Here is a 22,517-nt window from a genome sequence, read left to right on the forward strand (position 1 = left end):
AACGGACACTTGAGGCCCCTGAATCCGCGGATTCAGGGGCCTCAAGTGTCCGTTCGCGCTGGTTGGAACCGGCTAGCTGGCGCTCTTCTGGGCCACGAGCTCGATCTCCACGAGCATCTTGGGGTCCAGGAACGGGAGCACGTGGACCAGGGAGAGTGTGGGGCGGATCTCGCCGAAAACTTCACCATGGGCCCGGCCGGCGTCTTCCCACTTGCTGATGTCCGTCAGGTAGAGCTTGGACTGCACCACGTCCTCGTACGCGAACCCGGCTTCGGCCAGGACGGCGCCCAGCTTTTCCAGGATGAACCGGGTCTGGGTGTAGAAGCCGTCGCCCACGATTCCGTCGTCACCGGTCGCCGCGGTGGCGGAGATGTACAGGGTGTTGTCCACCTGCACCGCCCGGGAATAACCGAGGGTCTGCTCCCACGAGGAGCCGGAGCCGAATGTCTTGCGCATGGGTGTGCCTTTCGATGGTGCCTTGAGTCGGCACCACTCTAGGGCGGCTACACCTCGAGCCGGTAAACCAGCAGCTTTATGTCGGTGTCCGTCACGAACCAGTCACGTTCAGGAACGCGGTGGAATCCCGTCTTCCGATACAGGCCGTGTGCGCTCTCCCACGTGCGGCCGGTGGTCAGTGCCACGGCTTTGATGCCGTCCAGCGACTTCGCATGGTCGATGATCGCCTCGACCATGGCCTTGCCTGCGCCGCTGCGCTGGACCGACGGATCCACTACCAGCATGCGGAATTCGAGTTCGTCCGGCAGGGCGATGTCCGCGAAAGGTTCACCCGCGACGGCGAGCGTCACCGAACCGACAATGCGCCCCGCCCGCTCGGCGACCCAGATGGTGGCCTGGCCGGCCCGTTTGGCCACGTCCTGGATCTGCAGCATGTAGGGGTGGTCGGCACTCGCGAAGTAGCCGGCGGCGAGGTAGGCGTCCCGCGTAATGCGGGCCACGGCGTCGAAATCGGCCGGGACGGCGGGACGAATGATGATCTGCGAATGCACTTATCCATGGTAGTCGCGGGCGCATCCCCGTTCCCCCGAAAGCGCCGTTTCCGTGACTGAACTATCACTACGCGCTGTGCGTCCGGGCGTTGCCCCTGGGTTGCCTTCCGTTTCGCGGCGTTGCTCTGCGTTGCCCTGCGTGGCCCCGTATTTCCGGGTGTTTCCCTGCATTTCCGGGCGTTGCTCCAGTGGTCGGCGCCGCTGGCCGACCGCCGCCGGGCTGTGGTTGATTTGCACCACCGACGCCGGCAACCACACCGCCCCGATAGACAGGACCCTCCCATGGCATCCCCTCAGCGCACGCTGCACCTCAACGCCTTCCTCATGAGCACCGGCCACCACGAAGCGTCCTGGCGGCTGCCCGAAAGCAACCCCCGGGCCAGCACGGACATCAGCCACTACCGCAATCTCGCCCGGATTGCCGAGCGGGGAACGTTCGATTCCATCTTCTTCGCCGACTCGCCCGTGATCTTCGGCAACGTGGGCCGCCGGCCGGCCGGAAAGCTCGAACCCACGGTGCTGCTGACCGCCATCGCCGCAGCAACCGAGAAGATCGGCCTCATTGCGACCGCGTCCACAACCTATAACGATCCGTTCAACCTTGCGAGGCGTTTTGCCTCCGTCGACTTCGTCAGCGGCGGCCGTGCCGGTTGGAACGTCGTCACCACCGCCGGGCCCGACGCCGCCCGGAACTTTGGCGTCGACGACCAGCCGGCGCATGCCACCCGCTACGAACGGGCGGCCGAGTTTTTGGACGTCGCCGGAAAACTCTGGGACAGCTGGGACGACGACGCCGTGGTGGCGGACAAGGAAGCAGGAGTCTGGGCCGACCCGGACAAGGTCAGGCCGATCGACCATGTCGGCAAGCATTTCAGGGTTCGCGGCCCGCTCAACGTTCCGCGGTCACCGCAGGGATACCCGCTGATCGTCCAGGCGGGCTCCTCCGAAGACGGCAAGGGGCTGGCCGCGCGCTACGCCGAGGCCGTCTTCACGGCGCAGCAGACGCTCGAAGATGCGCAGAGCTTTTACAGCGACCTCAAGGCCCGCACCGCAGCCGCCGGACGCGACCCTGAAGGCATCAAAATCCTGCCCGGAATCGTGCCCGTGCTGGCAGGGACGGAAGCCGAGGCCAAGACGCTGGAGCGCGAACTCGACGAGCTGATCCGGCCGGAGTACGCCCGGATCGAACTTGCCAAAACCCTCGGTGTCAGCCCGGACGACCTGCCCTTGGACAGGCAGTTGCCGGGCGATCTTCCGGACGAGGATTCCGTCCAGGGCGCGAAGAGCCGCTACACCCTGATCGTGGAACTCGGCCGCCGCGAACAGCTTACTGTGCGGCAACTGATCGGGCGCCTGGGTGGCGGCCGCGGGCACCGCACCTTTTCGGGCACCCCGGAGCAGGTGGCCGATGCCATCCAGCTCTGGTTTGAAAACGGTGCGGCCGACGGCTTCAACATCATGCCGGCGGTGCTGCCCTCAGGGCTCGAGGCGTTCGTGGACCACGTGGTGCCGGTCCTCCGGCGGCGGGGACTGTTCCGGACGGAGTACACAGCCGACACCCTCCGGGGGCACTATGGACTGGAGCGCCCGCTCAACCGTTACACCGGGGCAGCCGGACTGGCCGCCGCGCGCGCCTGAGCCCGGGTACACCTCCCCGGGCTCCGCCTCAGAGCGGGAACTTGCCGGACAACTCGAGGGTGCCGGCACACGTCCAGGCCGCAAGGCGTTCCTCATCCGACGGTCCGCCGTCGAGGGGGCTCGTCAGGCGGGGGCGGCGCACCCAGCACCCCGCTTCCTCGGCGATGAGGGCGCCCGCAGAGAAGTCATGCTCATTGAGTCCCCGCTCTCCGAAGGCGTCATGGGTTCCGTCCGCCACCAGGCACAGGTCCAGGGCGGCGGAACCCAGCCGGCGCACATCGGCGAAACCGTCCATGAAACCGCCAAGGGCTTCGGCCTGTTCGGCGCGGACGACGGGGTCGTAGCTGAAGCCGGTGGCCAGTATCTGTCCGGCACGGCCCGGAACGGGCCCGGTGAGCTGGGTGCGCTGCCCGCGCTCCTCCAGCCAGGCGCCTCCGCCGCGCGACGCATAGTAGATGCGGCCCAAGGCAGGGGCGTTAACGACGCCGGCCAGCCAGACGCCGTCGGGATCCGCCACCGCCACCGACGTGCCGTAGTAGACGATGTTCCGGATGAAGTTGGTGGTACCGTCCAGCGGGTCGATTGACCAGCGGTAGCCGCTGGGGTTGTCCCGGCTCAGGGTGCCGTGTTCTTCGCCGGTGACAGTGTCCTGCGGGCGGACACGGCCGATGACCTCACGCACGGCGTTCTCCGCGGCGACATCGAAGGCCGTGACCCAGTCCCCCGAGGCTCCCTTGTTGCTGATGTCCAGGGCGTCGCCGTTGCGGGTGGAGAGCACCGTTGCCCCGGCCGCGGCCGCGGCCTTAGCTACTTCCAGCAGATCCGCCGCCGTGATGCTCATTCTGTCGGCTCTTCCTGGTGGCCTTCGAGGGCGTCGCCGTTGCCGGCGGCGTGGTCCGCGGAGTCAGCGGCACCGGCCGAGTCCGTGGAGTCAGCGGGGCCGTTGGCCAGCAGCGCACGGAACCCGTCCTCATCCAGCACCGGCACGCCGAGCTGTTCGGCCTTGTCCAGTTTTGTTCCGGCGTTCTCGCCGGCCACGACGTAGCTGGTGTTTTTGGACACGGATCCTGATGCCTTGCCGCCGCGGATGAGGATGGCTTCCTTGGCTTCGTCCCGGCTGAAGCCCTCAAGGCTTCCGGTGACGACGACGGTCAGCCCTTCCAGGGTCCGCGGGGTGGATTCGTCCTGCTCGTCCTCCATCCGCACGCCGTCCTCAGCCCAGGTGTCCACGATTTCGCGGTGCCAGTCCTCGGCGAACCATTCCTTCAGTGCAGCCGCGATCACCGGACCCACACCGTCGACGTGGGCGAGTTCCTCCTCCGATGCCTGCCGGATGGCGTCCATCGAACCGAAGGCCGTGGCAAGCGCCCGCGACGCCCGGGGTCCGACGTGCCGGATGGACAATGCGACCAGGACCCGCCATAACGGCTGGGACTTGGCTTTTTCCAGCTCGGCGAAGAGTTTTTCCGTGGTGGCCGTGGGCTTGGACGGCGACTTGGCGGTGCCCTTTGTATAGAAATACGGCACGAGTTCGAATTCGCCCGTAGCCACGCCTTTTGACCGCTTCTCGCGGCGGATCCGGACGTCGGCAAGGTCTTCGCGGGTCAGCCGGAAGAGTGCGGCCTCGCTGGTCAGCGGAGGCGTCGCGGGTTCGGCCGGCTGCGTCAGGGCGATCGCCGCTTCCCAGCCGAGGGCCTCAATGTCGAAGGCGCCGCGGCTGGCCACGTGGAAAACGCGTTCGCGCAGCTGGGCCGGGCAGGAGCGGGAGTTGGGGCAGCGGATGTCCACGTCCCCCTCCTTCCCGGGGGCGAGCGGCGTCCCGCAGGAGGGGCATTCGGTGGGCATGACGAAGTCCCGCACGGGCGGATCCTGCTGGTCACGGAGGGCAAGGACGGGCCCCACGATCTCCGGGATTACGTCCCCGGCCTTGCGCAGCACCACGATGTCGCCGATCTTCACGCCCTTGGCTTTGACCACATCCTGGTTGTGCAGCGTGGCCATTCCTACGGTGGACCCGGCAACTTTCACGGGTTCCATGATGCCGAAGGGGGTAATGCGGCCGGTACGGCCCACATTCACCGCGATGTCCAGAAGCTTGGTGTGGACTTCCTCCGGCGGGTACTTGTAGGCCACGGCCCAGCGGGGTACCCGCGAGGTGTACCCGAGGGCGCGCTGGGTGGCGAAATCGTCCACCTTGACCACGATGCCGTCGATCTCGTGGGTGAGGCTGTGCCGTTTGTCGCCGTAGCGTTTGATGAAGTCGAGCACTTCCTTGAGGCTGCCGAGGACCTCGAAGTACGGGCTGGTGGGCAGGCCCCACTCGGCAAGCTGCCGGTAGGTGTCCGACTGGCTGACGGTCTCCAGCCCTTCGCGGGCACCGATGCCGTGCACGTACATGCGCAGGGGACGCTTGGCAGTTTCCGCGGGATCCTTTTGCCTGAGCGAGCCGGCGGCTGCATTGCGCGGGTTGGCCAGGGGCGCTTTGCCGGCCTCGATCAGCGCCTCGTTGAATTCAGCGAAGGCCTTGGACGGAATGAAGACCTCGCCGCGGACCTCCATCTCGGCCGGATAGTTCCCGCCGGTGAGCTGTTGAGGGATCTCCTTGATGGTCAGGACGTTGTGGGTGATGTCCTCGCCTGTGTAGCCGTCTCCCCGGGTGGCGGCGCGGACAAGCTTGCCGTCGCGGTAGAGCAGGTTGACAGCCAGTCCGTCGATCTTGAGTTCAGTCAGCCATGCGGGTCCGGCGCTGCCGTTGCCGAGTTTGACGACGGATGCTTCCGCTTTGGCGATCCACGCTTCCAGTTCCTCAAGGGAAAAGACGTCTTCAAGGCTGTACATCCGCTGGAGATGTTCGACGGCGGCAAAGGCGGCGGACACTTCGCCGCCCACTTCCTGGGTGGGCGAATCGTTGGCCACGAGTTCAGGGTGCATTGCCTCGATTGTTTCGAGGCGCCGGAAGAGCTCGTCGAACTCAGCGTCCGAAATGATGGGCGCGTCCTCCTGGTAGTACGCGAAGCGGTGCTTGCGCACCTCTTCCACCAGGTTTTCATATTCCTCGCGCACCGCGCCGGAGGGCACTTGTTCACGGGCGGTATCCGCCTCCCGCGTGCCTGTCCCGGTCATGCTTTGTGTATCAGTATCTGCTGCCGTGTTCCCTGTGCTCACAGACCTATCCTGCCCTAGATCTCCGACATTGTCTGGCTCCAGGCGCACGGATGCCCCGGACGCTTATTGCGTCCGGGGCATCCGTTTCGGCGTTGCCCGCGGCAGGCGTTCCCTAGCGGGAAGCCTCTTCCTGCTGGGCAGCGTTCTTGCTGGCCTGCTTACCCGCCTCTTCCAGGGCCCGGGCCACCCGTGCGAGGTCGGTGACGTGGCGGCCGGACCATTCGCTGCGGAACTTCTCAGCGTCCGGGCCCTTCCAGTCGGTGCTGTCAAGAGCCTTCGTCAGCTGCGACTTAGCCTTCTCGATCTCGGACGAACCAGCCTGAAGCTTGGTCCCGAGCGCCTTGAGCTGAGCAATGTCTGCACCCCAAATAGCCATTAGTTTTCTCCTTCAGTCAACGGACCCGATCCGATCGGCATCCCCAGCGGCCCCCGGCTCATCCGGAAGATCCATTACCTAGAAACTATCCCGCGGCCCGAACCGCCGTCGATGGGCACCGCTCCCCATGCCGCCCTGCCCATCGGCACAGTCACCGTGAGGCTCCTACCCGGTTGAGGTCCGGATCAGCCTGGCTGCGGTTTTCCGGCGGCAGCGCAATCTGCAGCTTCCGGACCTTGCCCCGGCCCACGATGTAGCCACGGCCCGGAATGAAGTCGGAACTGATCTTGCCGAGCGAGGTGCTCAGCAGGCTGTCGCCTTCGATGTCGCCGGGGTTGATCAACAGCCCGCGCCGTCCGGACTTGAACGGCTGCGACAGCGACCAGGCGGAGGACCAGGTGGACGTCTCCGACTCCCCCACCACCCACTGGTCGGCCTTGATGGAGGTGGTGACCAGTTGCTCGATGCCGGACTCGGCGCCCGTGTCCGTGAATTCGGTCAGGCCCTCGATGAAGATGGCCAGCCGGCCGGGGTTCTCCGAGGAGTAGTCCACCAGCCCGTCAATGGCCTCTTCCACGTCTTCGGCGCCCACGAGGGCACGGCTCCAGACCTTGAGGGATGCGACGGCGGACCGGCGGGAGCCGATGTAGATCAATTCGGTGCCGGGGTTGGACCGGCGCAGCGCGTAAGCCATCGTGACGAGCGCGACTGTGCGGCCGGCACCCGGCGGACCCGCGACGAGCAACGGTCCCTTGGCCATGATTTCGGCCGGCTGGAGCGTCTCGTCGTCCACACCGATGACCGGGAGGTCCCGGCTGCCGGCGGGAAGGATGTCCAGGTCCACCTGTTCGGGCAGCCGTTCGATCTGGGGCGCCTTCTCCACTCCCTGCCGCACCATGGCCTCGCTGAGCTTGTGCACCTCGCGGGCCTGCAGCGCCAGGTTCGAGTCGCCGCCGAGCACGGCAAGCTGCACCTCGTGCCCTCCCAGCAGACCACGGCCGGGAGGCGATGCCTGGCTCAAAACGTCCTTGGGCACGTCCAGCGAAATGTAATCGTCCTCGGACGAGAGCCGCAGGACCAGTCGCCGCTGGATCGAAGCGAGTAGAGAAGCCGGGACTGAGTTGGGCCGGTCTCCCGTCACCACCAGGTGGATGCCCAGCGGCCGGCCGTCCGTCGCCAGCTGAAGGAAGATGTCCCAGAGGGCCGACAGCCGGCTGTATTCGTAGGCCTCCCGGAAGTTGGACATGCCGTCCACCAGTATGAAGATCCGCTTCTCATCCGGGTCATTGGCCAGTTTTCGGTACTCCACGATGGTGGCGGCCCGGACTTCGGCATAGCGGGCAGCGCGGTCGTCGGCAACATCGCGCAGCCACCGCAGCAGCCTGCCGACACGTTCGACGTCGTCGCCGTTGATGATCTCCCCGACGTGCGGGAGTCCGTCGAGCATCTTCAGTCCGGACGAACCGCAGTCGATGCCGTAGACGTGCACGGGGCCACCGCGGGGTGTTACTGCCGCGGCGATGGCGATACCGCGCAGTGCCGCCGACTTGCCTGAGCCGCCCGTCCCGTAGATGGCCATGTTGCCGTCCCTGTCGGGTTCGTAGAAGACGGTGGGCTGGTCCTGGTGTGCCGGGTCGTCGGCCACACCCAGGAGGAGGCGTTCATCGGTCCTGGGGTTGGGAAGCTTGGAGAAATCGTAGGTCTTCGCCAGCTCGTTGAGCCACGGTTTACGGGGCGGCGCGATGGACAACACTTCCGCGGCCTTGATGATGTTGGCCGTCATCCGGGCAATGTCGTTCGGACCCGCCGGTTCCTCCCGCACCGGCTTTTCCGGCGCCGGCGCGGCCCAGCTGGGTCCCGAGCCAAAGGCCATTTCCACGATGTCGATTTGCGGTGCCTGCGGTTTGTCCGTGGTCCAGCCGCCTGCGTAGCCGGTCTGGAAGCCCTGGATCCGGCCGGGGCCGGTCTTCGCGGCGCCTCGCCCCGGAATGGAGGGGTCGAAGTACGCCGCGGTGGGCACACCGAGAATGTCGGTAGCGTCGTCCTCGTCGGCCATCCGGAGGGCGACGCGCAGGTTGGTGTTGGCGCGCAGGCTTTCCTTGATGACGCCCGCGGGCCGCTGGGTGGCCAAAATCAGGTGCAGGCCCAGGGACCGGCCTCGGGCTGCCACATCCACCACGCCGTCCACGAACTCGGGGACTTCCGTGGCCAGGGCCGCGAACTCGTCCACAATGATGATGAGGTACGGCGGAGCCTCGGGATCCGCCTCGCGCTGCAGGCCCAGCAGGTCCTTGGCCTTCTTCCGGTTCAGCAGATGCTCCCGGTAGTGCAGCTCAGCCCGCAGTGACGTCAACGCCCGGCGCACCAGGTGCTGCGAGAGGTCAGTCACCAGTCCGACGGTGTGGGGCAGGTGCAGGCAGTCGGCGAAGGCGGCACCGCCCTTGTAGTCGACGAACAGGAAGCTCACCCGGTCCGGGCTGTAGGCTGCAGCCATGCCCATGACCCAGGACTGCAGGAATTCCGACTTTCCGGCGCCCGTCGTGCCGCCCACCAAGGCGTGCGGGCCCTCGTTTTTCAGGTCCAGGTAGAGCGGTTCGATGCCCTTGGATCCCACCAGGGCCCGGAGCGTGCCGTTGTCCTTGCGGTTTGCGACGGCGGTCGCGTGGACCGAGTTGTTCTCTTTCCACCGGTCCGCCACCGCCTGGGGGTTGTCCATGAAGTCCTTGCCGATGAGGCTCACGTAGGACACCGCGCGGGGAAGGTCGGAGTCATCATCCACCGGCTTGCCCACATCGATGACCGGCGACAGCATCCGGGCAAGCTGGGTGGCCAGGTCCGCGTCGAGGCTTTCGCAGCTGACCGGGTAGGTGTGGCGGCCCAGCCGGACCTGGCCGGTGGTGGTTCCGTGGTCGCCGTCCACCACCATGAAGTCGCGGCACGCGGCCGGGAGGGACTGGACGCTGGTGGCCACCCACATGACGTGGACCCCCGAATCCGGCCCGCGTTCCACGAGCCGTGTCAGCCGGCCGCGGTCCACCGGCGCGTCGTCTTCCACGATCAACAGCACGGAGGGCAGCACGGGGCCCGGGATCTCGCCCTTCTCTCCGTCGAGGCCGGGCCGCGGCGCGGGACGCGGAGACTGGGCCCCCGCTTCGCGCTGGTCGATAAGGTCCTCCAGCCGGGCCAGGAGGGAAGACCCGCCGGCCGGTCCCGCAGCGAGGTGGTCGCCGCTGAGCGGGCTGTGTCCCGAGCCGACGTGCGGCAGCCACTGGAGCCAGTTCCAGCGTTCCCTCGATTTGGCCGAGGTGATAGCGGTAACCACCACTTCGGCCGGGGAATGCAGGCCCACGGTCTGCAGGACCATGCCGCGGGCCACATCGTCAACGAGGCCGCGGGCGCCTGCGAGCCCGAATGCGCCGGCGGAGCGGAGCTGGGAGACGATCGGAACGCCCTCGATGTCCTGGAACTGTTTGAGGCAGGTCTGGATTTCCTGCATGTATTCAGCTTCGGTCTCATTACTGGACGGCTCGTCGAACGAAATGCGCGAGGGCGCCGTGCCCAGCCCGAAGCGCAGGCCGAGGAAGCCGCTGTGCTCGGGCCGGTGGGTCCAGAGCATCGGTCCCAGCTTGTAGATGGAATCCACGGTGTCGCTGACGGACGGAGCCTCCTGGAGACGCACGGACCGCTCGATGTGCTGCAACTCGGTGATGTCCTTGCGGAACGCCGCCATCGCTTCGCGGAACTGCTTGAGCTGTTCCTTGCGTTCCCGCTTGCTTTGCATTTTTTGGTCCACGTAGTGGCCGATGATGAAGAGCGGCATCATCATCATGAACAGGACCGAGAGGACGTTGCCCGTGACGGCAAACAGGATGGCGCCCATCATGAGCGGCGCGATCAGCATGATGTAGGGGAAGGGGTGGTGCTCCTGCCGTTTGGGTCCGGCCGGGAGTACGCGCTTGGGCGGGGCGAAACGCGGCACCACGCGTGGTGAGCGGTTGAAGTCCACCAACGGCGACGTGGGTGCACCCCCGTGGTGGCCCAGCCCGACGACGGAAACGGTAGTGTCTCCCAGGGTCACGGTGTCCGAGGAGTTCAGTGTTGCCCGGGTGACCGGCAGCCCGTCCATGATCAGCCCGTTGGCGGAATTCGTGTCCACGATTTCAACGGTTTCCCCCACGGTGATGCGGGCGTGCCGCTTGGAGGTCATGGGGTCCGACAGCCGGATGTCGACGTCCCGGTCCCGGCCGATGTAGCTGGTGCCGGAGGGCAGCGAAAATTCCTGCCCGACGTCGGGCCCGGACAAGACGCGGAGCGTCGCCGCTGCGGGACCGCGGTTCGCGCCCGGGGCACCGAACTGCTCGCTGACCTGTGCCAGGGAAACAATGGACCCGGGCCTGAGCCCGGATTCCAGCAAATTGTCCGTGCGGTTGAGGATGTTGCCGCGCATACCGCCGGCAACAAAGGCCTCGTCGATGCAGAGCGACAGGTTCTCCGGCGGCTGGGTGCCCCGCCGTTCAGGATCGGCAGCCCACAGCTGGGTGGCGATGTCCGCCACGGTTGCCAGGCCGTCAACGGTTACAGCGAGGTCTTTGGCGGCGGCCGGTTCCCGGCGCAGCGTCAGTCGGATTTTCATCCTTCGTCGACCCCCCTCATCTTGTCGATCAGGTGCAGGTCCGCGGCGGTGACCAGGTGCGACGTCACGGCGTGTTCAACAAGCCGGGCACGCCGGTTGGTGGCCAGCTTTCCGCCGCCGCCGCGCAGCCCTGCCACGCCGACGCGGTCGAGTTTGTCGCACACATTGTCCAGCTTTCTGTTGAACCGGGTCAGCGCCCAGCCGAGCGTCCTGGCGGCATCCGCCGACGACGGGATGGCGCTGAACCCCGTGCCGTCGCGGCGCAGCATGGGCTCGGCGAGGGCAACGATGAGCGCCTTTTGGGAATCGGTGAAGACCACGGGGCCGATGGTGGTGTCCCCGCCGCTTTCGTCATCAGGGGCCTCCTGGCGGAAGGAGGGGGTCTTCAGATGCACGGCAAACTCGTAGGTGGTGGGGCCGGCGGTGAAGATCACATTGGTGTGGCTGAAGACAATCGGAATCCTGGCCCCGGGTGAGAGCCACGCCTGCATCCCGCCGGTGCCGTCGGCCACCGTGGCTGAGAGCATGCTCCCCACGTTGCTGAGCCACCAGATGCCGTCGTACCGGGCGATCTGGAGGAACCGCCGGTGCAGGTACGGGTTGTCGTCCACTTCCAGGTCGCCCTCGCGTCCGATGTTGAAGACGTCCTCGTCCGACGGCTCGTACCATTCGCCACAGAAATCTACTGCTAGATCCCCCATTTTCCGTGCCTCCTCAAAGAGCAATGTTTAACGTCACTGGGCACACTCGTACGACGAGTCGCCACCCATGGGAGATGCCGACCCGTCCCTGCGCACGATCATCACCCAGATGCAGGCGAACCTGTTCGGGCCCGGGGTCACTTCCGCCTCCGTTGTTTCTGTGGCGTGGAAACCCTCGCCCGGGGCAGAAGTCGACAGCTGCCACTTATAGGTATCCCCGGGCTTGGGATCCGGGTTGGTCCACGTGAACCGGGCTTTCCCCGAGTCCGTGAACTTGCCGACGAGGTTGGTCACGTCCGGAACCGTGCCGTCCCCGATCGCATCCGCCGCCGGCTTGGAAACCTGTCCGGTGGGCTCAACCACCGGTTGCGGCCGGGACGCCCCCAGCACCAGCCCCACCACGACGGCGACGACGAGCACGGCGCCGCCGGCCACGGCCAGCCACAGGTTCCGTTTGCCGTGGTCAGCCGGGCCTTCGTCCGTCCCCTCCTGCGGTGGCTGCGGCCTGTTGACCGTGGCGGCCACATGCTCGTCGCCTCTGTCGTCCGGGCCTGCGGGACCACGCTGCCACCCGGGCGGACGGCCGGGAGCACCACGGTGGACGGTCGCGTCGTCGGCTGCATCGTGGCCGCCGCCGGGCCGCACCCCTGACGCGACGCTCCCCCGCAGCATGGTGCCCTGCGACCAGTCATCGTGTTGGTCCGGACGGGCGCCCGGTCCGGGGACAGGCCCCGGGGCGGGCCCTGCCGGCGGTGCGGCCGGAACCACGGGAGTAAAGGCGGCGGGACGTGTCCGGGCCGGGAACGTCGGAGCGTTCCCCGTCTGGTCGGGGTCCACCGAGGCGATGCTACGGACCCGGGTTTCTTCGAAGCCGTCGTCCGGGTGGGTTTCGTCGCCGTGCGCCTCCTCGAGGACCTCGAAGGGCGTGACTGAGAGATTCAGTTCGGCCTGGATCCGCTGCAGTGCCAGCGCAAAAGCGTGGGCCGAGGAGTACCTCGAAGCGGCCGACTTCGCCATTGCGGTGGCCAGCGCGAGTTCCAGCGACTCGGGAACGTCCGCGCGCCCGAGGCGAGGCACGGGCGAGTTGGTGATCCGGGAAATCAGTTCGCGCTGGGAGTTGTCGGCTCCCGGCAGGACGAACGGGGATCGACCGGCGAGAAGGGTGTACAGCGTGGCGCCGAGGGCCCAGACATCCACCATGACGCCGTCCACCGGGCCGTCCCGGAACTGTTCGGGCGGGGACCACGGTATGGACATCCCGGCGTCCTCATCCGTGTCGCTGCCGAGGGTGCCGGAGATGCCGAAGTCAGTCAGTGCCGGACGGTTGTAATCGGTCACCAGGATGTTGGCCGGTTTGATGTCGCGGTGGGCAATGCCGGCGCGGTGCGCGGTCTCGACGGCGGAGGCCACCTGGATCCCGACGGCAAGGACTTCATCAACGCTGAACCGCTGGCGGCGGTAGCGGACGTCCAGGCTGGGCCGGGAGCAGTACTCCATGGCCAGGTAGGAGTGGCCGTCTTCGGTGACCTCGGCCTCGAAAATAGTGACAATGTACGGGTGCGAGGACAACTGGGCCATCAGGTTCGCCTCGGATTCGAAGCGGCGCCGGGCACCTTCTGTCTTCAGGTCGGAGAGGAGCACCTTGACGGCCACCTTGCGGCGCGGCCTGTCCTGTTCATACAGATAGACGTCGGAGAAGCCGCCCGAACCCAGCAGGCTGACGTAGGTGAATCCTGGAATGGCGGGCGGCGGGGCTACAGGCCGCTTGGTACTCATAGAATCTCCTCGAACCGCAGCGACACGTCATCGCCGAGTTCTGCAATATCTCCGTCAAGAAGGATGGCCATCTCGTTCTGGGCGAGGCGCCTGGGCGGTTGTCCCTCCCGAACCAGGACAGTGCCGTTCGTGGCCTTGAGGTCGCACAGCATCACGTGCCAGCCTTCGAGGCGGACCTCAACATGGGACCGGGAAATATCGCCGCTGGGACTGGCCACCTGGACGAGCCGCGGCATGCCTCCTCCCTGAACCCTTGAGACCGACGGCTGGCGGCCGATCACCAATGAGCGGTCCAGGTCGACCAGTTCACCGGTTGATACCCGGACGCGGCCAAGCCGCGGCCTCCGGACCTGCACTGCGTCGGATGCAAGCGCCATGCCGCAGCCGGCGCACTGCGAATGCGTGGGCGGGTTGGCGTGGCCCTGCGGGCAGACGCGGGCAAGGACCATGGGCCCGGTTGACGGTTCGTTTCCGCCGCCCGGGGCTTGCCCCTGCGGCGCGGCCCCTAGCCCGGCGAGGTCGCTCTTCATGATCGTTTCGCCGTCGTGGTCGCCTTCGAGGGCCGGCGGCATAGCCGCCGGGCTGCCCCGGTCCGGCACGTCAGGTGATCCGGGAGCTGAAGATACGGCAACGAACGACGGCGGCCCGGTCGGCCGGGCGGGCCTGTCGCCACCGGTGTTCCAGGGAACGGAGTCGATCAGGCCGCCCTGAGCCGCGGGGATGAGGGGCTGGGCGGGAGGGGCGGGCTGCACGGGGGCAGGCTGTTCCTCCTGCGCGGCGACCGGCTGCTGATCGCCAACACCGGCAGCGGTTGCTTCCGGGCTGTCCGCATCCGCGGCGGCAGCAGCGGCCACGGCAGGCTCGTCCTCGGGCTCGTCCCGGACAGCGGCATCCTCAATGCGCCGCACCACGGTCTTTTCCCACAGGTGGTCGTAACTCCCGGTCAGCTCGTTCGCGGGCACCGGATCCTGCGATTCCGTGGGGGCGGCGGCATCAGGCAGGTCCCTGCCGGCCTCGTCAGATCCTGTATTTACCAAACCCGTGTCATCCGGCAGGACCGTGACTCCGTCTTCCGCGGATTCGAGGTCTTCGTCGGAAATACCCATCACGGTCTCGGCTGATGCACCGTGTTCAGCAGGCGCGGCTTCAGCAGGCGCGGCTTCAGCGGGCACGTCCCGGCCCGGTTCGGACGCCGGCACCTCGACGGGCAGAACGACCGGGACCTGGACGAAGTCCTCCGACTGCGGCGCTGGCACCTCCGGCCCGTTCACAGCGGTAGTGGGCACAGCCATCATGGGCACAGCCGTCACGGGGGCTGCCGGCGGGGACGGCGCGGCACCGGGAACACGGCCCGCCGTGAGGCTCTGCAGCAGGACGACCCCCTCCCGCAGCGGGAGTTCGGCTGCGGCGGACATTTGGCCGGGAACCGACACTTTGTACCATTCCGGTTCACTGAGGCGCCGCTCGGTCCAGGTGGTGACGTCGCTGCCGTTCAATTCCACCGTTCCTTCGGCGAGGTGGGCGGTCAGCTCGATGTCGCCGCGGAGGAAGACCCGGAGGGATTCCCGAAAGTCCACAATGCCGAACCAGGGAATCTGCGCCAGCGAGCCGGAGGAGGCACTGGTCACTGCGTGAAGTACTTCGTGGACCTCAGGCTCTCCGCCCAGGAGTTCCCAGAGCGAGTCCACAAGCGCGGGTTGGGTCGCGGGCGGCAGCAGCACAGCGGTCCCTGCCCGGATCACCCCAAGCCAGGTCCCCGGTGCGTAGCTACTTGAGACCATTGTGGCGGCCCTCTGCGTCGGTCACGGATTGGTTCGCGGACTCCGGCGCGTCCGCAGGCAGCACGGCACCCGGAGCCTCGGGAAGTTCCTCGGTGTCCACCTCAGTAATGTCCTGGACTTCGGTACTGTCCAGCACCCGGGTGCGGGGCAGGGTGTCCTCGTCCTCGACGCCCGCGGCGGGCCGGGGCGCGGTGTCCGTTCCGGCGTCGTTCATGACGTTCTTGGCGTCCACAACGATCACAGTGACGTTGTCCCGTCCGCCGCTGCGCAGCGCGGCCTGGATCAAGGCATCGACGGCGTCCTGGGGGTGGCCGACGGTGCTCAGGATGCGGAACATGTGATCGTCCGTGAGCTCGGCGTTCAGCCCGTCGGAGCAGATCATAATGCGGTCGCCTTCCTCGACGGGCAGGAGCCAGTAGTCGGCTTCCGTCTCGTCGCCGGTGCCCAGGGCTCGGGTCACCACGTGCCGGCGGGGGTGCACCGCGGCCTGTTCCCTGGTGATTTCACCGGCGTCCACAAGCTCCTGGACTTCGGAATGGTCAACCGTGACCTGCGCGAACTCGCCCTGGCTCAGCCGGTAGGTTCTGGAGTCGCCGATGTTCATGACCAGCCAGTACGGCGCACCCATCTGCTCGACAACCACTACTCCGGAGAGGGTGGTGCCGGCCCGGGACCCGGTGGCGGTCCGGATCCGTTCGTCGGCGCTGACCAGGTACTGCTGGACGACGGCGGCCGTGGCCGTCCTCTCCCCGGTGGCCAGCTGCGGCATTCCAGCGAGTGTCCGCACGCAGATTCCGCTGGCAATTTCGCCCGCTTCGTGGCCTCCCATGCCGTCCGCGACGGCGAACACGGGATCGGACGCAATGAAGGAGTCCTCGTTGAGTTCCCGGCGGAGACCACGGTCGGTACCGTAGCCGCAGCTCAGTTGGAGTCCGGGCTCCCTGCCCGTTGCGGGGGTGGCGGCTGCCGGCTGGGGATTCATGCCTGTCCTAGGTGGAAGGTGCGGTCACCGAAGTGCACGGTGGACCCTGGGCGTACGTAGGCGGGTTCGCCGGCCTGCAAAGCAGTTCGGATACCGTCCGGTGTGGTGACGGCGCTGCCGTTGGTTGAGTTGCGGTCGGTGACCCAGATTCCCCCGTTGTCCGCACGAAGGTGCAGGTGGGTCTTGGAGATGGAACGGCCGGGATCGGCGACGGCCAGCAGTTGCGCAATGTGTTCGCCCGGGAGGCCGCTGGGATTCCGGCCGATGAGCACCGTCTGGTCAAGCTGGAACTCGCGGCCGTCGTCGAGCCTGATCCGAAGGACTGCCACCGGCGCCGGAACGGTCTGCCCGCGCATCTGCGTCCTGTCGTGGTCGTCGTCAGGATGAAGGGCCCAGCCGGGCGAAGGCGCCTGGACTGCCGGGTTCTGGACTGCCGGGTCCGGCAGGGTCTTCGTCTGGACGGGGTCCGGCTCTGGCCGGGGCACTGCAGGCGGCTGCCACTGGTTCGGGTTCAGGGGTGGCTGCGGGATGGCGACAGGCTGGTTGAGTCCCTGCTGCGGCTCGGGGGCGCGCACGGGCACCGCCTGGGCCGGACGTCCGGCCGCTCCCGCAACAGGTGACGTGACCTGCTGCACGGGGGGCAGGTCCAGCGGCGCGAAACTGTAGGGACCTTGGATTCCCCCGGTGGTCAGGGGGTTGCGGCCGGCGTTGACATCAAACATGAGGGTCTTGGCCGCGGTATCGTGCCAGCCCTTGAGCTTGCCGTTCTTGTCCCAGGTGTTGGACACCACCACGATGAAGGCCCACGCGACGCCCAGCAGGGCCAGGGGCGCGAGGATCCACAGTGCGGCCCCGAACCACTTGAAGACCACCACGAACACCGCTGCCACCACCGTCAGGAGGATGCCCGCCCCGGTGATCAGGCCGCGCAGGAACAGGGCGCCGGTGCCAGGAGCGTAGCCGTCCTGGTCCGTACTGCGGATTCCCATCAGCCGGTTGCCGATCGTCGTGCCGGACCGGCCCTCAATTCCGAGCAGCACCAGCATGTAGACCACGGTGATGCCGACGGCGATGCCGCCCAGCAGCACGAGCGTGCTCGTGTCGTAAACGATGAAGCCGCCGCTCTGGGTGCGGCTGATGCTGGCGAATCCAACGGTGAACATCACGATGAGAAGCGCGGCGGGCCCCACCCAGTCGAGTACCGCGGCGCCGAGGCGCCGTCCGGCCGCCGCGGGAACCACGTCCAGCTTGCCACCCATTCCGGTACCTCCCCCTTGTACGTGCCCGCCCTGTGCCTGGGCGGATTGTGCATGGGCTGTTTGTCCATAGCCGCCAGCTCCGGCGGTTTCCGTCCGAGCCTGCACTACGGGGATACTACCGGGGATCGGGCTGCCGTGCGCGGCGGCCCGCTCCATCAGTTCCCGCTGCGAGTGGTCGATGTTGCGGTCATTGCGGGCGGCCCGGTTGCTCAACGGGGCACCACAGGCGGGGCAGAACGCCGCTCCGGGACGGATCAACTGCTGGCAGCGCTGGCAGCGCTCGGCGTCATGCGTCATTGTTCGTTGCGGTTCTCTCTCAGATCGCGCCTCAGCACGGTGTGTTCATTCTCCGGTCCGGGAGCCGGGACGTCCGGCTGGCCGGCAGCGGGTGGCGGGCCGTCAACCACCCTACCTGCGGGCCCGGTTTTTGCCGTCCGGACAAGCCTGAAACCACGGAGGCTGAGTGCGGTCCGGCCGTCGGACAGCAGGGAACGCGGCGAGAACCGGGCAGCTTGCCGTCGCCAAAATCCGACCGTGGCCGTCATTTCCTTCAGTGAGCCGTCCACGATGGTCCAGTACTCCTGGACCTCCGCTTCGCTCGGCTGGCCGGCACCGAAAATCGAGGCATCGGCGCGGCGGGCCAGCAGGGTGGTGGTGCCCGCTGTTCCGGGGAAAGTTTCACCGAGGACGACGGCGGACTCCCGGCGTGTGGCCCGGGTATCGATGGCGGCACCCATGTCAGTTGCGAGGCTGACCACTTCGTTCCAGCCGCCACCGACACGCTGCGCCGGGTGACCGTCCGTGAACCGGGCCTTCCGGCGCCGGCTCTTGAGCAACGCGATGAGCAGCAGTGGCAGCGCCAGGATCCCGATGGGAATCAGCGCGATTCCGATCGCCGTCAGGATAGGTCCCCAGAAGAGCCAGGGGTTGTTCTTCTTCTGGTCTGCGTCCAGCGCATCCGGGGAGGAGTCCGGCGGCAGATCGGCCGGCTCCTGCGGCGGGGGCGGCGGCTGCAGGACCTGCGGTTTGGGCTTGGACTTGTTCTCCGGGTCCGGCGGAATCGGGACGTTGTCCTTGGGCGGCGTCGGGTCGAAGGACACCCAGCCGACCCGGTCGAAAGCGACCTCAACCCAGGCGTGGACGTCCTTGCCGGTGATCTTCACTTCGCCGGCGCCGTTCTCAGGGCTCTTGGGATCCGGGTAGAAGCCCATCACCACGCGGGAGGGGATTCCCAGGTGCCGGAGCATCAGGGACATCGCCACAGCGTACTGTTCGTCGTCGCCCAGCATTTGCTTGGCGGTCAGCAGGCTGCGGATGCGTGCCGAGCCGTGCCCTGAGACGCTGGGCAGCTGGCCTTCGTCGATCAGGCCGTTGCTGAAGGCGCCCTTCTTCTGGAAATGCGCCTCGATCTGCCGGACGCGGTCGATTGCCGTCGGAGCGTCGGCCGACAAATCGTTGGCTTGTGAGCCGACCACGGGCGGAACCTCGGATGCGTCCGGGAGGGCCACCTTGGCAAAGTCGTACTGCGTCAGCTGGCCATGTTCGAGCTTGGCGGGGTCTGACACCTGGACGCTGTACGCATCGCCTTTCGCGAGGCCCTTGGTGGTGACCGCGGTGTCCGTTCCGGAGTTGAAGTAGAGCCCGGACGCTGCCCCTGACGATTCACCGGTGAAGCTGATCCCGGTGGTGCGGCGGCCGCCCGGCAGGAAATACCCCTGGTAGTCCTCGATGGTGATGTCCAGGGTGTAATCGTTGCTGGGCACGATACCGTCGGAGTCGGCCAGCGTGTTCAAGGACTTTGCATCCCCCACCTTGCTGAAGTTGCCTGAGCTGTCCGGATCCATGTTGTAGTTGGTGCCGTTGAATGCATCCAGGGCCGCGAGCCGGACGCGCCCGTCCCGGGGCAGCCCCTTCACCACGAACAGGTTGTCGTCTTTCTTGTCCTTCACGAAGTTGCGGAAGCTCGCCAGCGGTGTGATGTAGTCCTTGGGGTCGAACGGCGGAACGATCACGTTTCGGAGTACCGTCCGGTCATCGCCGGCGGTGACCAGGGGCGAAGCCACAGCCGTGATGGCAACGCAGGCAGCGATGACGCCGGCGGCGGAGCCGAGCCGGCGCACTTTGGCGCGGCGGGCAGTGGCGGCATCCGCCTCAGGACGGTTGACGGACACCTTGCGGGTATCGCTGCGCCGGTGTGCGTCGCGGCGGAAGGTAGCCCACGCCACTGCGACCACCGTGAGGGAGATGCCCCGCTCCACGTTGAGGAACCCGGCGTTGGTGCTGAACGCAATGCCGGTCACGAAGAGCACCAGGACGGGCAGGAGCGGCCAATACGGGCTCTTCAGCCGCCAGGTCATGAGTCCCGCGGCCAGCGCAGTGAGGAGGGCACTGAGGAACGGGACAATGAGCATCCCGCCGGCGGTGCCTACCGGGACACCGACGGTGAGCATGTCCTTCCAGGCAAAGACGACGCCCAGCAGAAGAGTCCGCAGTGACTCGAGCGTGGGGACAAAGCCGGCGATCGCCGCATCCGGCACGGCGAGGAGTGTTCCAAGGACCAGGTAGGAACCGAGCACGGCGGCGGCCGTGATAAGCGTCCCTAGCCTGAAGTGGGCGTTGGCCGCGGCAATGCCAAGGCCCAGCAGGATGCCGCCGAACCCGGCGATCAGATAGTAGGGGTCGCCGCCGAAGCTCAGGCTGAACCCGAGGACCCCCAGCCCCAGCAGGACAACCAGGGCGCCGGCGTCGAGCGCCAAATGCCAGGCCGGCCGGCCGTCGCTGAAGGCGGACGGTTGCGATTGCGCGGGCTGCCTGCGCGGGCGGAATGCGGGCGCGGAGCTCATGCAGCCGCCTTTCTGAGGATGATGGCGAGGTCGGACAGGTCCCCGAGCGTCAGGACCGTCAGGTCCGCGATGTTGGCACGCGCAGGCGAGGCCCCGGTCTGAAGGCGGACTGCGAGGCTTCGCACGCCCGGCGGAACCGACGCGGCTGCCGAGCGAAGCTGGGCGGGGGTGACACGGCTGCCCACTACGAAGAAGACCACAGATGCGTTGGGGACCGTGTCCGCCAGCGTCCGGGCAAGGTCGACGGCGGTCTTCCGCATCGGCGTGCCGACGATCCGGGTCATGTCGTCGAGCATGTTTCGGCCGGTCTCACACCGCAGCGGACCCTTTTGGGTGAGGACATCGAGTTCGCGCTGTTCCCGGATGGCCTGGCGCCCGATGGAGGCGGCGGCGGAAATGGCCATCTCGAATTCCTGCTCGGAGTCGTACTCGTCGGTGTTGATGGACAGCGAGATGGCGAGGTGCGCGCGGCGGGTCTCTTCAAACTGGCGCACCATGAGTTTGTTGGTCCGCGCGGTGGTTTTCCAGTGGATGTGGCGGCGGTCGTCGCCCGGCACGTAGTCGCGGAGGGCGTGGAACGAAACGTCCGCGCTGGACAGGTCGGTGGTGGGCATGCCCTCCAGGTCGCGGATGAAGCCTGCGGCGGAGCCGGCCAGGGCAACGGTCCGCGGATGCACGTAGAGGTCCTCCGGCTCGGTCCAGAGCACCTGGCGCCGCAACAGGTGCAAGGGATCGGCGCGGACGGAGCGCACCGGGCCCACCACAATGACGGCCCGGCGGGCGGTGGGGATGGTGAAGAGATCCTCGTGGATCTGCTGCGGCTTCATCCGCGGCAGGTGGAACACGGCGGTGGCTGCTCCCACGGGGAGTTCCAGCGCGGCCGGCAGGAGCGGGCGCGCAGACGTGTTGGAGACTGCGATGCTTCCGACCGCGCTGTCCCCCACGGCCACCCTGGTCCTGGCAAGGTCCAGGACCACGCCGTAGGAGGAGCGGCCCACAATGAATCCGACGGCAAGGACGAAAAGGACGAAGGCCGCCACCGCGGCTGCCTTCGCCTCCTGCCAGCCGTAGGCCTGGCCCACGCTCCACAGCAGGATGGATGCGGCCAGGACGGACCAGCCCAGGACGCTCACTACCGAAAGTACCGGCCAGACGTATCTCAGCCAGAGTTCCCGGACCTTGGACCGGGCGGGCGCCAGCGCAAGGCCTGCGGTGCTGACGGCCTCGGACCACATGACGGAGGGATGCAGCCGGGCGGCCTTTCCGTCACCTGAAAGCGGCCTTCTCAGGCGCTCAGCAAGCCGGGTCAACGGAGTGCTGCTGGACATATCTGTACCTTTGTTCGCGCGGTGAATTTACCGGAATTATGCAGGGGCACCGGTTAGACGGCGGCGCGCTGCTGCGGGGCAGCAACGTCCGTCAGAACACGCGCCAGCACGGCGTCCGCGGTGGCACCGGAGAATTCCGCTTCCGGGTCCATCACAAAGCGGTGGGTCCAGACCACGCCGGCGAGGTCCTTCACGTCATCCGGCAGGACGAAGTTACGGCCCTGGCTTGCAGCCCAGACCTTTGCAGCCCGGACCATGGCCAGGGCGCCGCGAACCGATACCCCCAGGCGGGTCTCAGGGGCGTTGCGGGTCTCCTCGCACAGCCGTGAAATGTACTCCAGCACAGCGGTGTCCACATGGGTGGTGGCGGCGAGGTCGGCCATGTCAGCTACGGCCTGGGTGGTGATGACAGCGGAGAGGTCCTTGGACCGGTCCTTGAGGTTGGCGCCACCCAGCAGCTGCACTGTGGACGCGTGGTCCGGGTAGCCAATGGAGGTTTTGATCAGGAAGCGGTCCAGCTGGGCTTCGGGCAGCCGGTAGGTGCCCGCCTGCTCAATGGGGTTCTGGGTGGCCATCACCATGAACGGGCGCCCGGCCTCGTACGTGGTGCCATCCACCGTGACCCTCGATTCCTCCATGACCTCCAGGAGTGCGGACTGCGTCTTGGGCGACGCCCGGTTGATTTCGTCCGCCAGCACGATGTTGTTGAAGATGGGGCCCTTGTGGAACTCGAACTTCTGCGTCTTCTGGTCATAGATGGTCACGCCCGTGACGTCGGACGGCAACAGGTCCGGGGTGAACTGGATGCGGTTGTTGGAGCCCTGCACGGTCGCCGCGAGGGCCCGGGCCAGGGATGTCTTGCCAGTGCCCGGGGCGTCTTCGAAGAGTACGTGCCCTTCGGCGAGCATGGCCATGAAGGTCAGGCGGATGACGTGGGACTTGCCCAGCACGGCCTGTCCCACATTGGTAACGAGCTTCTCGAACGTTCCTGCAAACCAGTCGGCCTGCTCAGTTGTCATGGTCATGGG

General features: G+C 67.1%; 15 protein-coding genes. 1 reads left to right on the forward strand and 14 read right to left on the reverse strand.

Annotated elements, in window-relative coordinates:
- Positions 1-72 precede the first annotated feature (72 nt).
- Together ACFVWT_RS14240 and ACFVWT_RS14245 are read right to left on the reverse strand one after the other, a co-directional pair.
- Complete coding sequence (locus ACFVWT_RS14240; protein ID WP_390248806.1) at positions 73-456, reverse strand: RidA family protein; 384 nt, start codon at positions 454-456, stop codon at positions 73-75.
- Positions 457-503: 47 nt separating this feature from the next.
- Entirely contained in the window at positions 504-1,007 is a 504-nt protein-coding gene (locus tag ACFVWT_RS14245; RefSeq protein ID WP_390248808.1) for a GNAT family N-acetyltransferase, read from the reverse strand.
- A 282-nt stretch (positions 1,008-1,289) separates the two neighbouring features.
- On the opposite strand from ACFVWT_RS14245, the gene ACFVWT_RS14250 reads away from it, so the two are divergent.
- On the forward strand, positions 1,290-2,645 hold the full coding sequence (locus tag ACFVWT_RS14250; RefSeq protein WP_390248810.1) for an LLM class flavin-dependent oxidoreductase: 1,356 nt from the start codon (positions 1,290-1,292) through the stop codon (positions 2,643-2,645).
- A 28-nt stretch (positions 2,646-2,673) separates the two neighbouring features.
- Here ACFVWT_RS14250 and ACFVWT_RS14255 read toward each other — a convergent pair whose 3' ends face one another.
- The 12 genes from ACFVWT_RS14255 to ACFVWT_RS14310 form a co-directional block, all read right to left on the reverse strand.
- Entirely contained in the window at positions 2,674-3,486 is an 813-nt protein-coding gene (locus ACFVWT_RS14255) for an inositol monophosphatase family protein (RefSeq protein ID WP_390248812.1), read from the reverse strand.
- A complete protein-coding gene (gene ligA / locus ACFVWT_RS14260; RefSeq protein WP_390248814.1) occupies positions 3,483-5,768 on the reverse strand; it encodes an NAD-dependent DNA ligase LigA in 2,286 nt (761 codons plus the stop codon). Before ligA ends, ACFVWT_RS14255 begins: the two co-directional genes overlap by 4 nt.
- A 154-nt stretch (positions 5,769-5,922) precedes the next feature.
- Positions 5,923-6,186, reverse strand: a complete 264-nt coding sequence (locus ACFVWT_RS14265) for a hypothetical protein (RefSeq protein WP_011691158.1) — start codon at positions 6,184-6,186, stop codon at positions 5,923-5,925.
- Between the two features lie 151 nt (positions 6,187-6,337).
- Positions 6,338-10,819 carry an FtsK/SpoIIIE domain-containing protein gene (locus ACFVWT_RS14270; RefSeq protein WP_390248816.1) on the reverse strand — a complete coding sequence of 1,494 codons (4,482 nt, stop codon included), beginning with the start codon at positions 10,817-10,819 and terminating at the stop codon, positions 6,338-6,340.
- Complete coding sequence (locus ACFVWT_RS14275) at positions 10,816-11,520, reverse strand: hypothetical protein (RefSeq protein WP_390248818.1); 705 nt, start codon at positions 11,518-11,520, stop codon at positions 10,816-10,818. Before ACFVWT_RS14275 ends, ACFVWT_RS14270 begins: the two co-directional genes overlap by 4 nt.
- A 33-nt stretch (positions 11,521-11,553) precedes the next feature.
- On the reverse strand, positions 11,554-13,296 hold the full coding sequence (locus ACFVWT_RS14280) for a serine/threonine-protein kinase (protein ID WP_390248820.1): 1,743 nt from the start codon (positions 13,294-13,296) through the stop codon (positions 11,554-11,556).
- A complete protein-coding gene (locus ACFVWT_RS14285; RefSeq protein ID WP_390248822.1) occupies positions 13,293-15,077 on the reverse strand; it encodes an FHA domain-containing protein in 1,785 nt (594 codons plus the stop codon). The genes ACFVWT_RS14280 and ACFVWT_RS14285 overlap by 4 nt, the downstream gene beginning before the upstream one ends.
- Positions 15,064-16,059, reverse strand: a complete 996-nt coding sequence (locus tag ACFVWT_RS14290) for a PP2C family protein-serine/threonine phosphatase (RefSeq protein WP_390248824.1) — start codon at positions 16,057-16,059, stop codon at positions 15,064-15,066. Before ACFVWT_RS14290 ends, ACFVWT_RS14285 begins: the two co-directional genes overlap by 14 nt.
- Positions 16,056-17,615 carry an RDD family protein gene (locus ACFVWT_RS14295; RefSeq protein WP_390248826.1) on the reverse strand — a complete coding sequence of 520 codons (1,560 nt, stop codon included), beginning with the start codon at positions 17,613-17,615 and terminating at the stop codon, positions 16,056-16,058. Before ACFVWT_RS14295 ends, ACFVWT_RS14290 begins: the two co-directional genes overlap by 4 nt.
- The gene (locus ACFVWT_RS14300; RefSeq protein ID WP_390248828.1) at positions 17,612-20,161 is read right to left on the reverse strand and encodes a transglutaminaseTgpA domain-containing protein; all 2,550 of its coding nucleotides are present in this window, start codon (positions 20,159-20,161) and stop codon (positions 17,612-17,614) included. Before ACFVWT_RS14300 ends, ACFVWT_RS14295 begins: the two co-directional genes overlap by 4 nt.
- On the reverse strand, positions 20,158-21,489 hold the full coding sequence (locus tag ACFVWT_RS14305; protein WP_390248830.1) for a DUF58 domain-containing protein: 1,332 nt from the start codon (positions 21,487-21,489) through the stop codon (positions 20,158-20,160). Before ACFVWT_RS14305 ends, ACFVWT_RS14300 begins: the two co-directional genes overlap by 4 nt.
- Positions 21,490-21,542: 53 nt before the next feature.
- A complete protein-coding gene (locus ACFVWT_RS14310; protein WP_390248832.1) occupies positions 21,543-22,514 on the reverse strand; it encodes an AAA family ATPase in 972 nt (323 codons plus the stop codon).
- Positions 22,515-22,517 lie beyond the last annotated feature (3 nt).

The sequence above is a fragment of the Arthrobacter sp. NPDC058288 genome (genome assembly GCF_042880995.1).
Taxonomy (GTDB): Bacteria; Actinomycetota; Actinomycetes; order Actinomycetales; family Micrococcaceae; genus Arthrobacter.

Bases quoted from the DNA above. Each gene is read 5' to 3' on its own strand.
- ACFVWT_RS14240 (WP_390248806.1), bottom strand. From the start codon at position 456: ATGCGCAAGACATTCGGCTCCGGCTCCTCGTGGGAGCAGACCCTCGGT.
- ACFVWT_RS14250 (WP_390248810.1), top strand. From the start codon at position 1,290: ATGGCATCCCCTCAGCGCACGCTGCACCTCAACGCCTTCCTCATGAGC.
- ACFVWT_RS14255 (WP_390248812.1), bottom strand. From the start codon at position 3,486: ATGAGCATCACGGCGGCGGATCTGCTGGAAGTAGCTAAGGCCGCGGCC.
- ligA (WP_390248814.1), bottom strand. From the start codon at position 5,768: ATGACCGGGACAGGCACGCGGGAGGCGGATACCGCCCGTGAACAAGTG.
- ACFVWT_RS14265 (WP_011691158.1), bottom strand. From the start codon at position 6,186: ATGGCTATTTGGGGTGCAGACATTGCTCAGCTCAAGGCGCTCGGGACC.
- ACFVWT_RS14270 (WP_390248816.1), bottom strand. From the start codon at position 10,819: ATGAAAATCCGACTGACGCTGCGCCGGGAACCGGCCGCCGCCAAAGAC.
- ACFVWT_RS14275 (WP_390248818.1), bottom strand. From the start codon at position 11,520: ATGGGGGATCTAGCAGTAGATTTCTGTGGCGAATGGTACGAGCCGTCG.
- ACFVWT_RS14280 (WP_390248820.1), bottom strand. From the start codon at position 13,296: ATGAGTACCAAGCGGCCTGTAGCCCCGCCGCCCGCCATTCCAGGATTC.
- ACFVWT_RS14285 (WP_390248822.1), bottom strand. From the start codon at position 15,077: ATGGTCTCAAGTAGCTACGCACCGGGGACCTGGCTTGGGGTGATCCGG.
- ACFVWT_RS14290 (WP_390248824.1), bottom strand. From the start codon at position 16,059: ATGAATCCCCAGCCGGCAGCCGCCACCCCCGCAACGGGCAGGGAGCCC.
- ACFVWT_RS14295 (WP_390248826.1), bottom strand. From the start codon at position 17,615: ATGACGCATGACGCCGAGCGCTGCCAGCGCTGCCAGCAGTTGATCCGT.
- ACFVWT_RS14300 (WP_390248828.1), bottom strand. From the start codon at position 20,161: ATGAGCTCCGCGCCCGCATTCCGCCCGCGCAGGCAGCCCGCGCAATCG.
- ACFVWT_RS14305 (WP_390248830.1), bottom strand. From the start codon at position 21,489: ATGTCCAGCAGCACTCCGTTGACCCGGCTTGCTGAGCGCCTGAGAAGG.
- ACFVWT_RS14310 (WP_390248832.1), bottom strand. From the start codon at position 22,514: ATGACCATGACAACTGAGCAGGCCGACTGGTTTGCAGGAACGTTCGAG.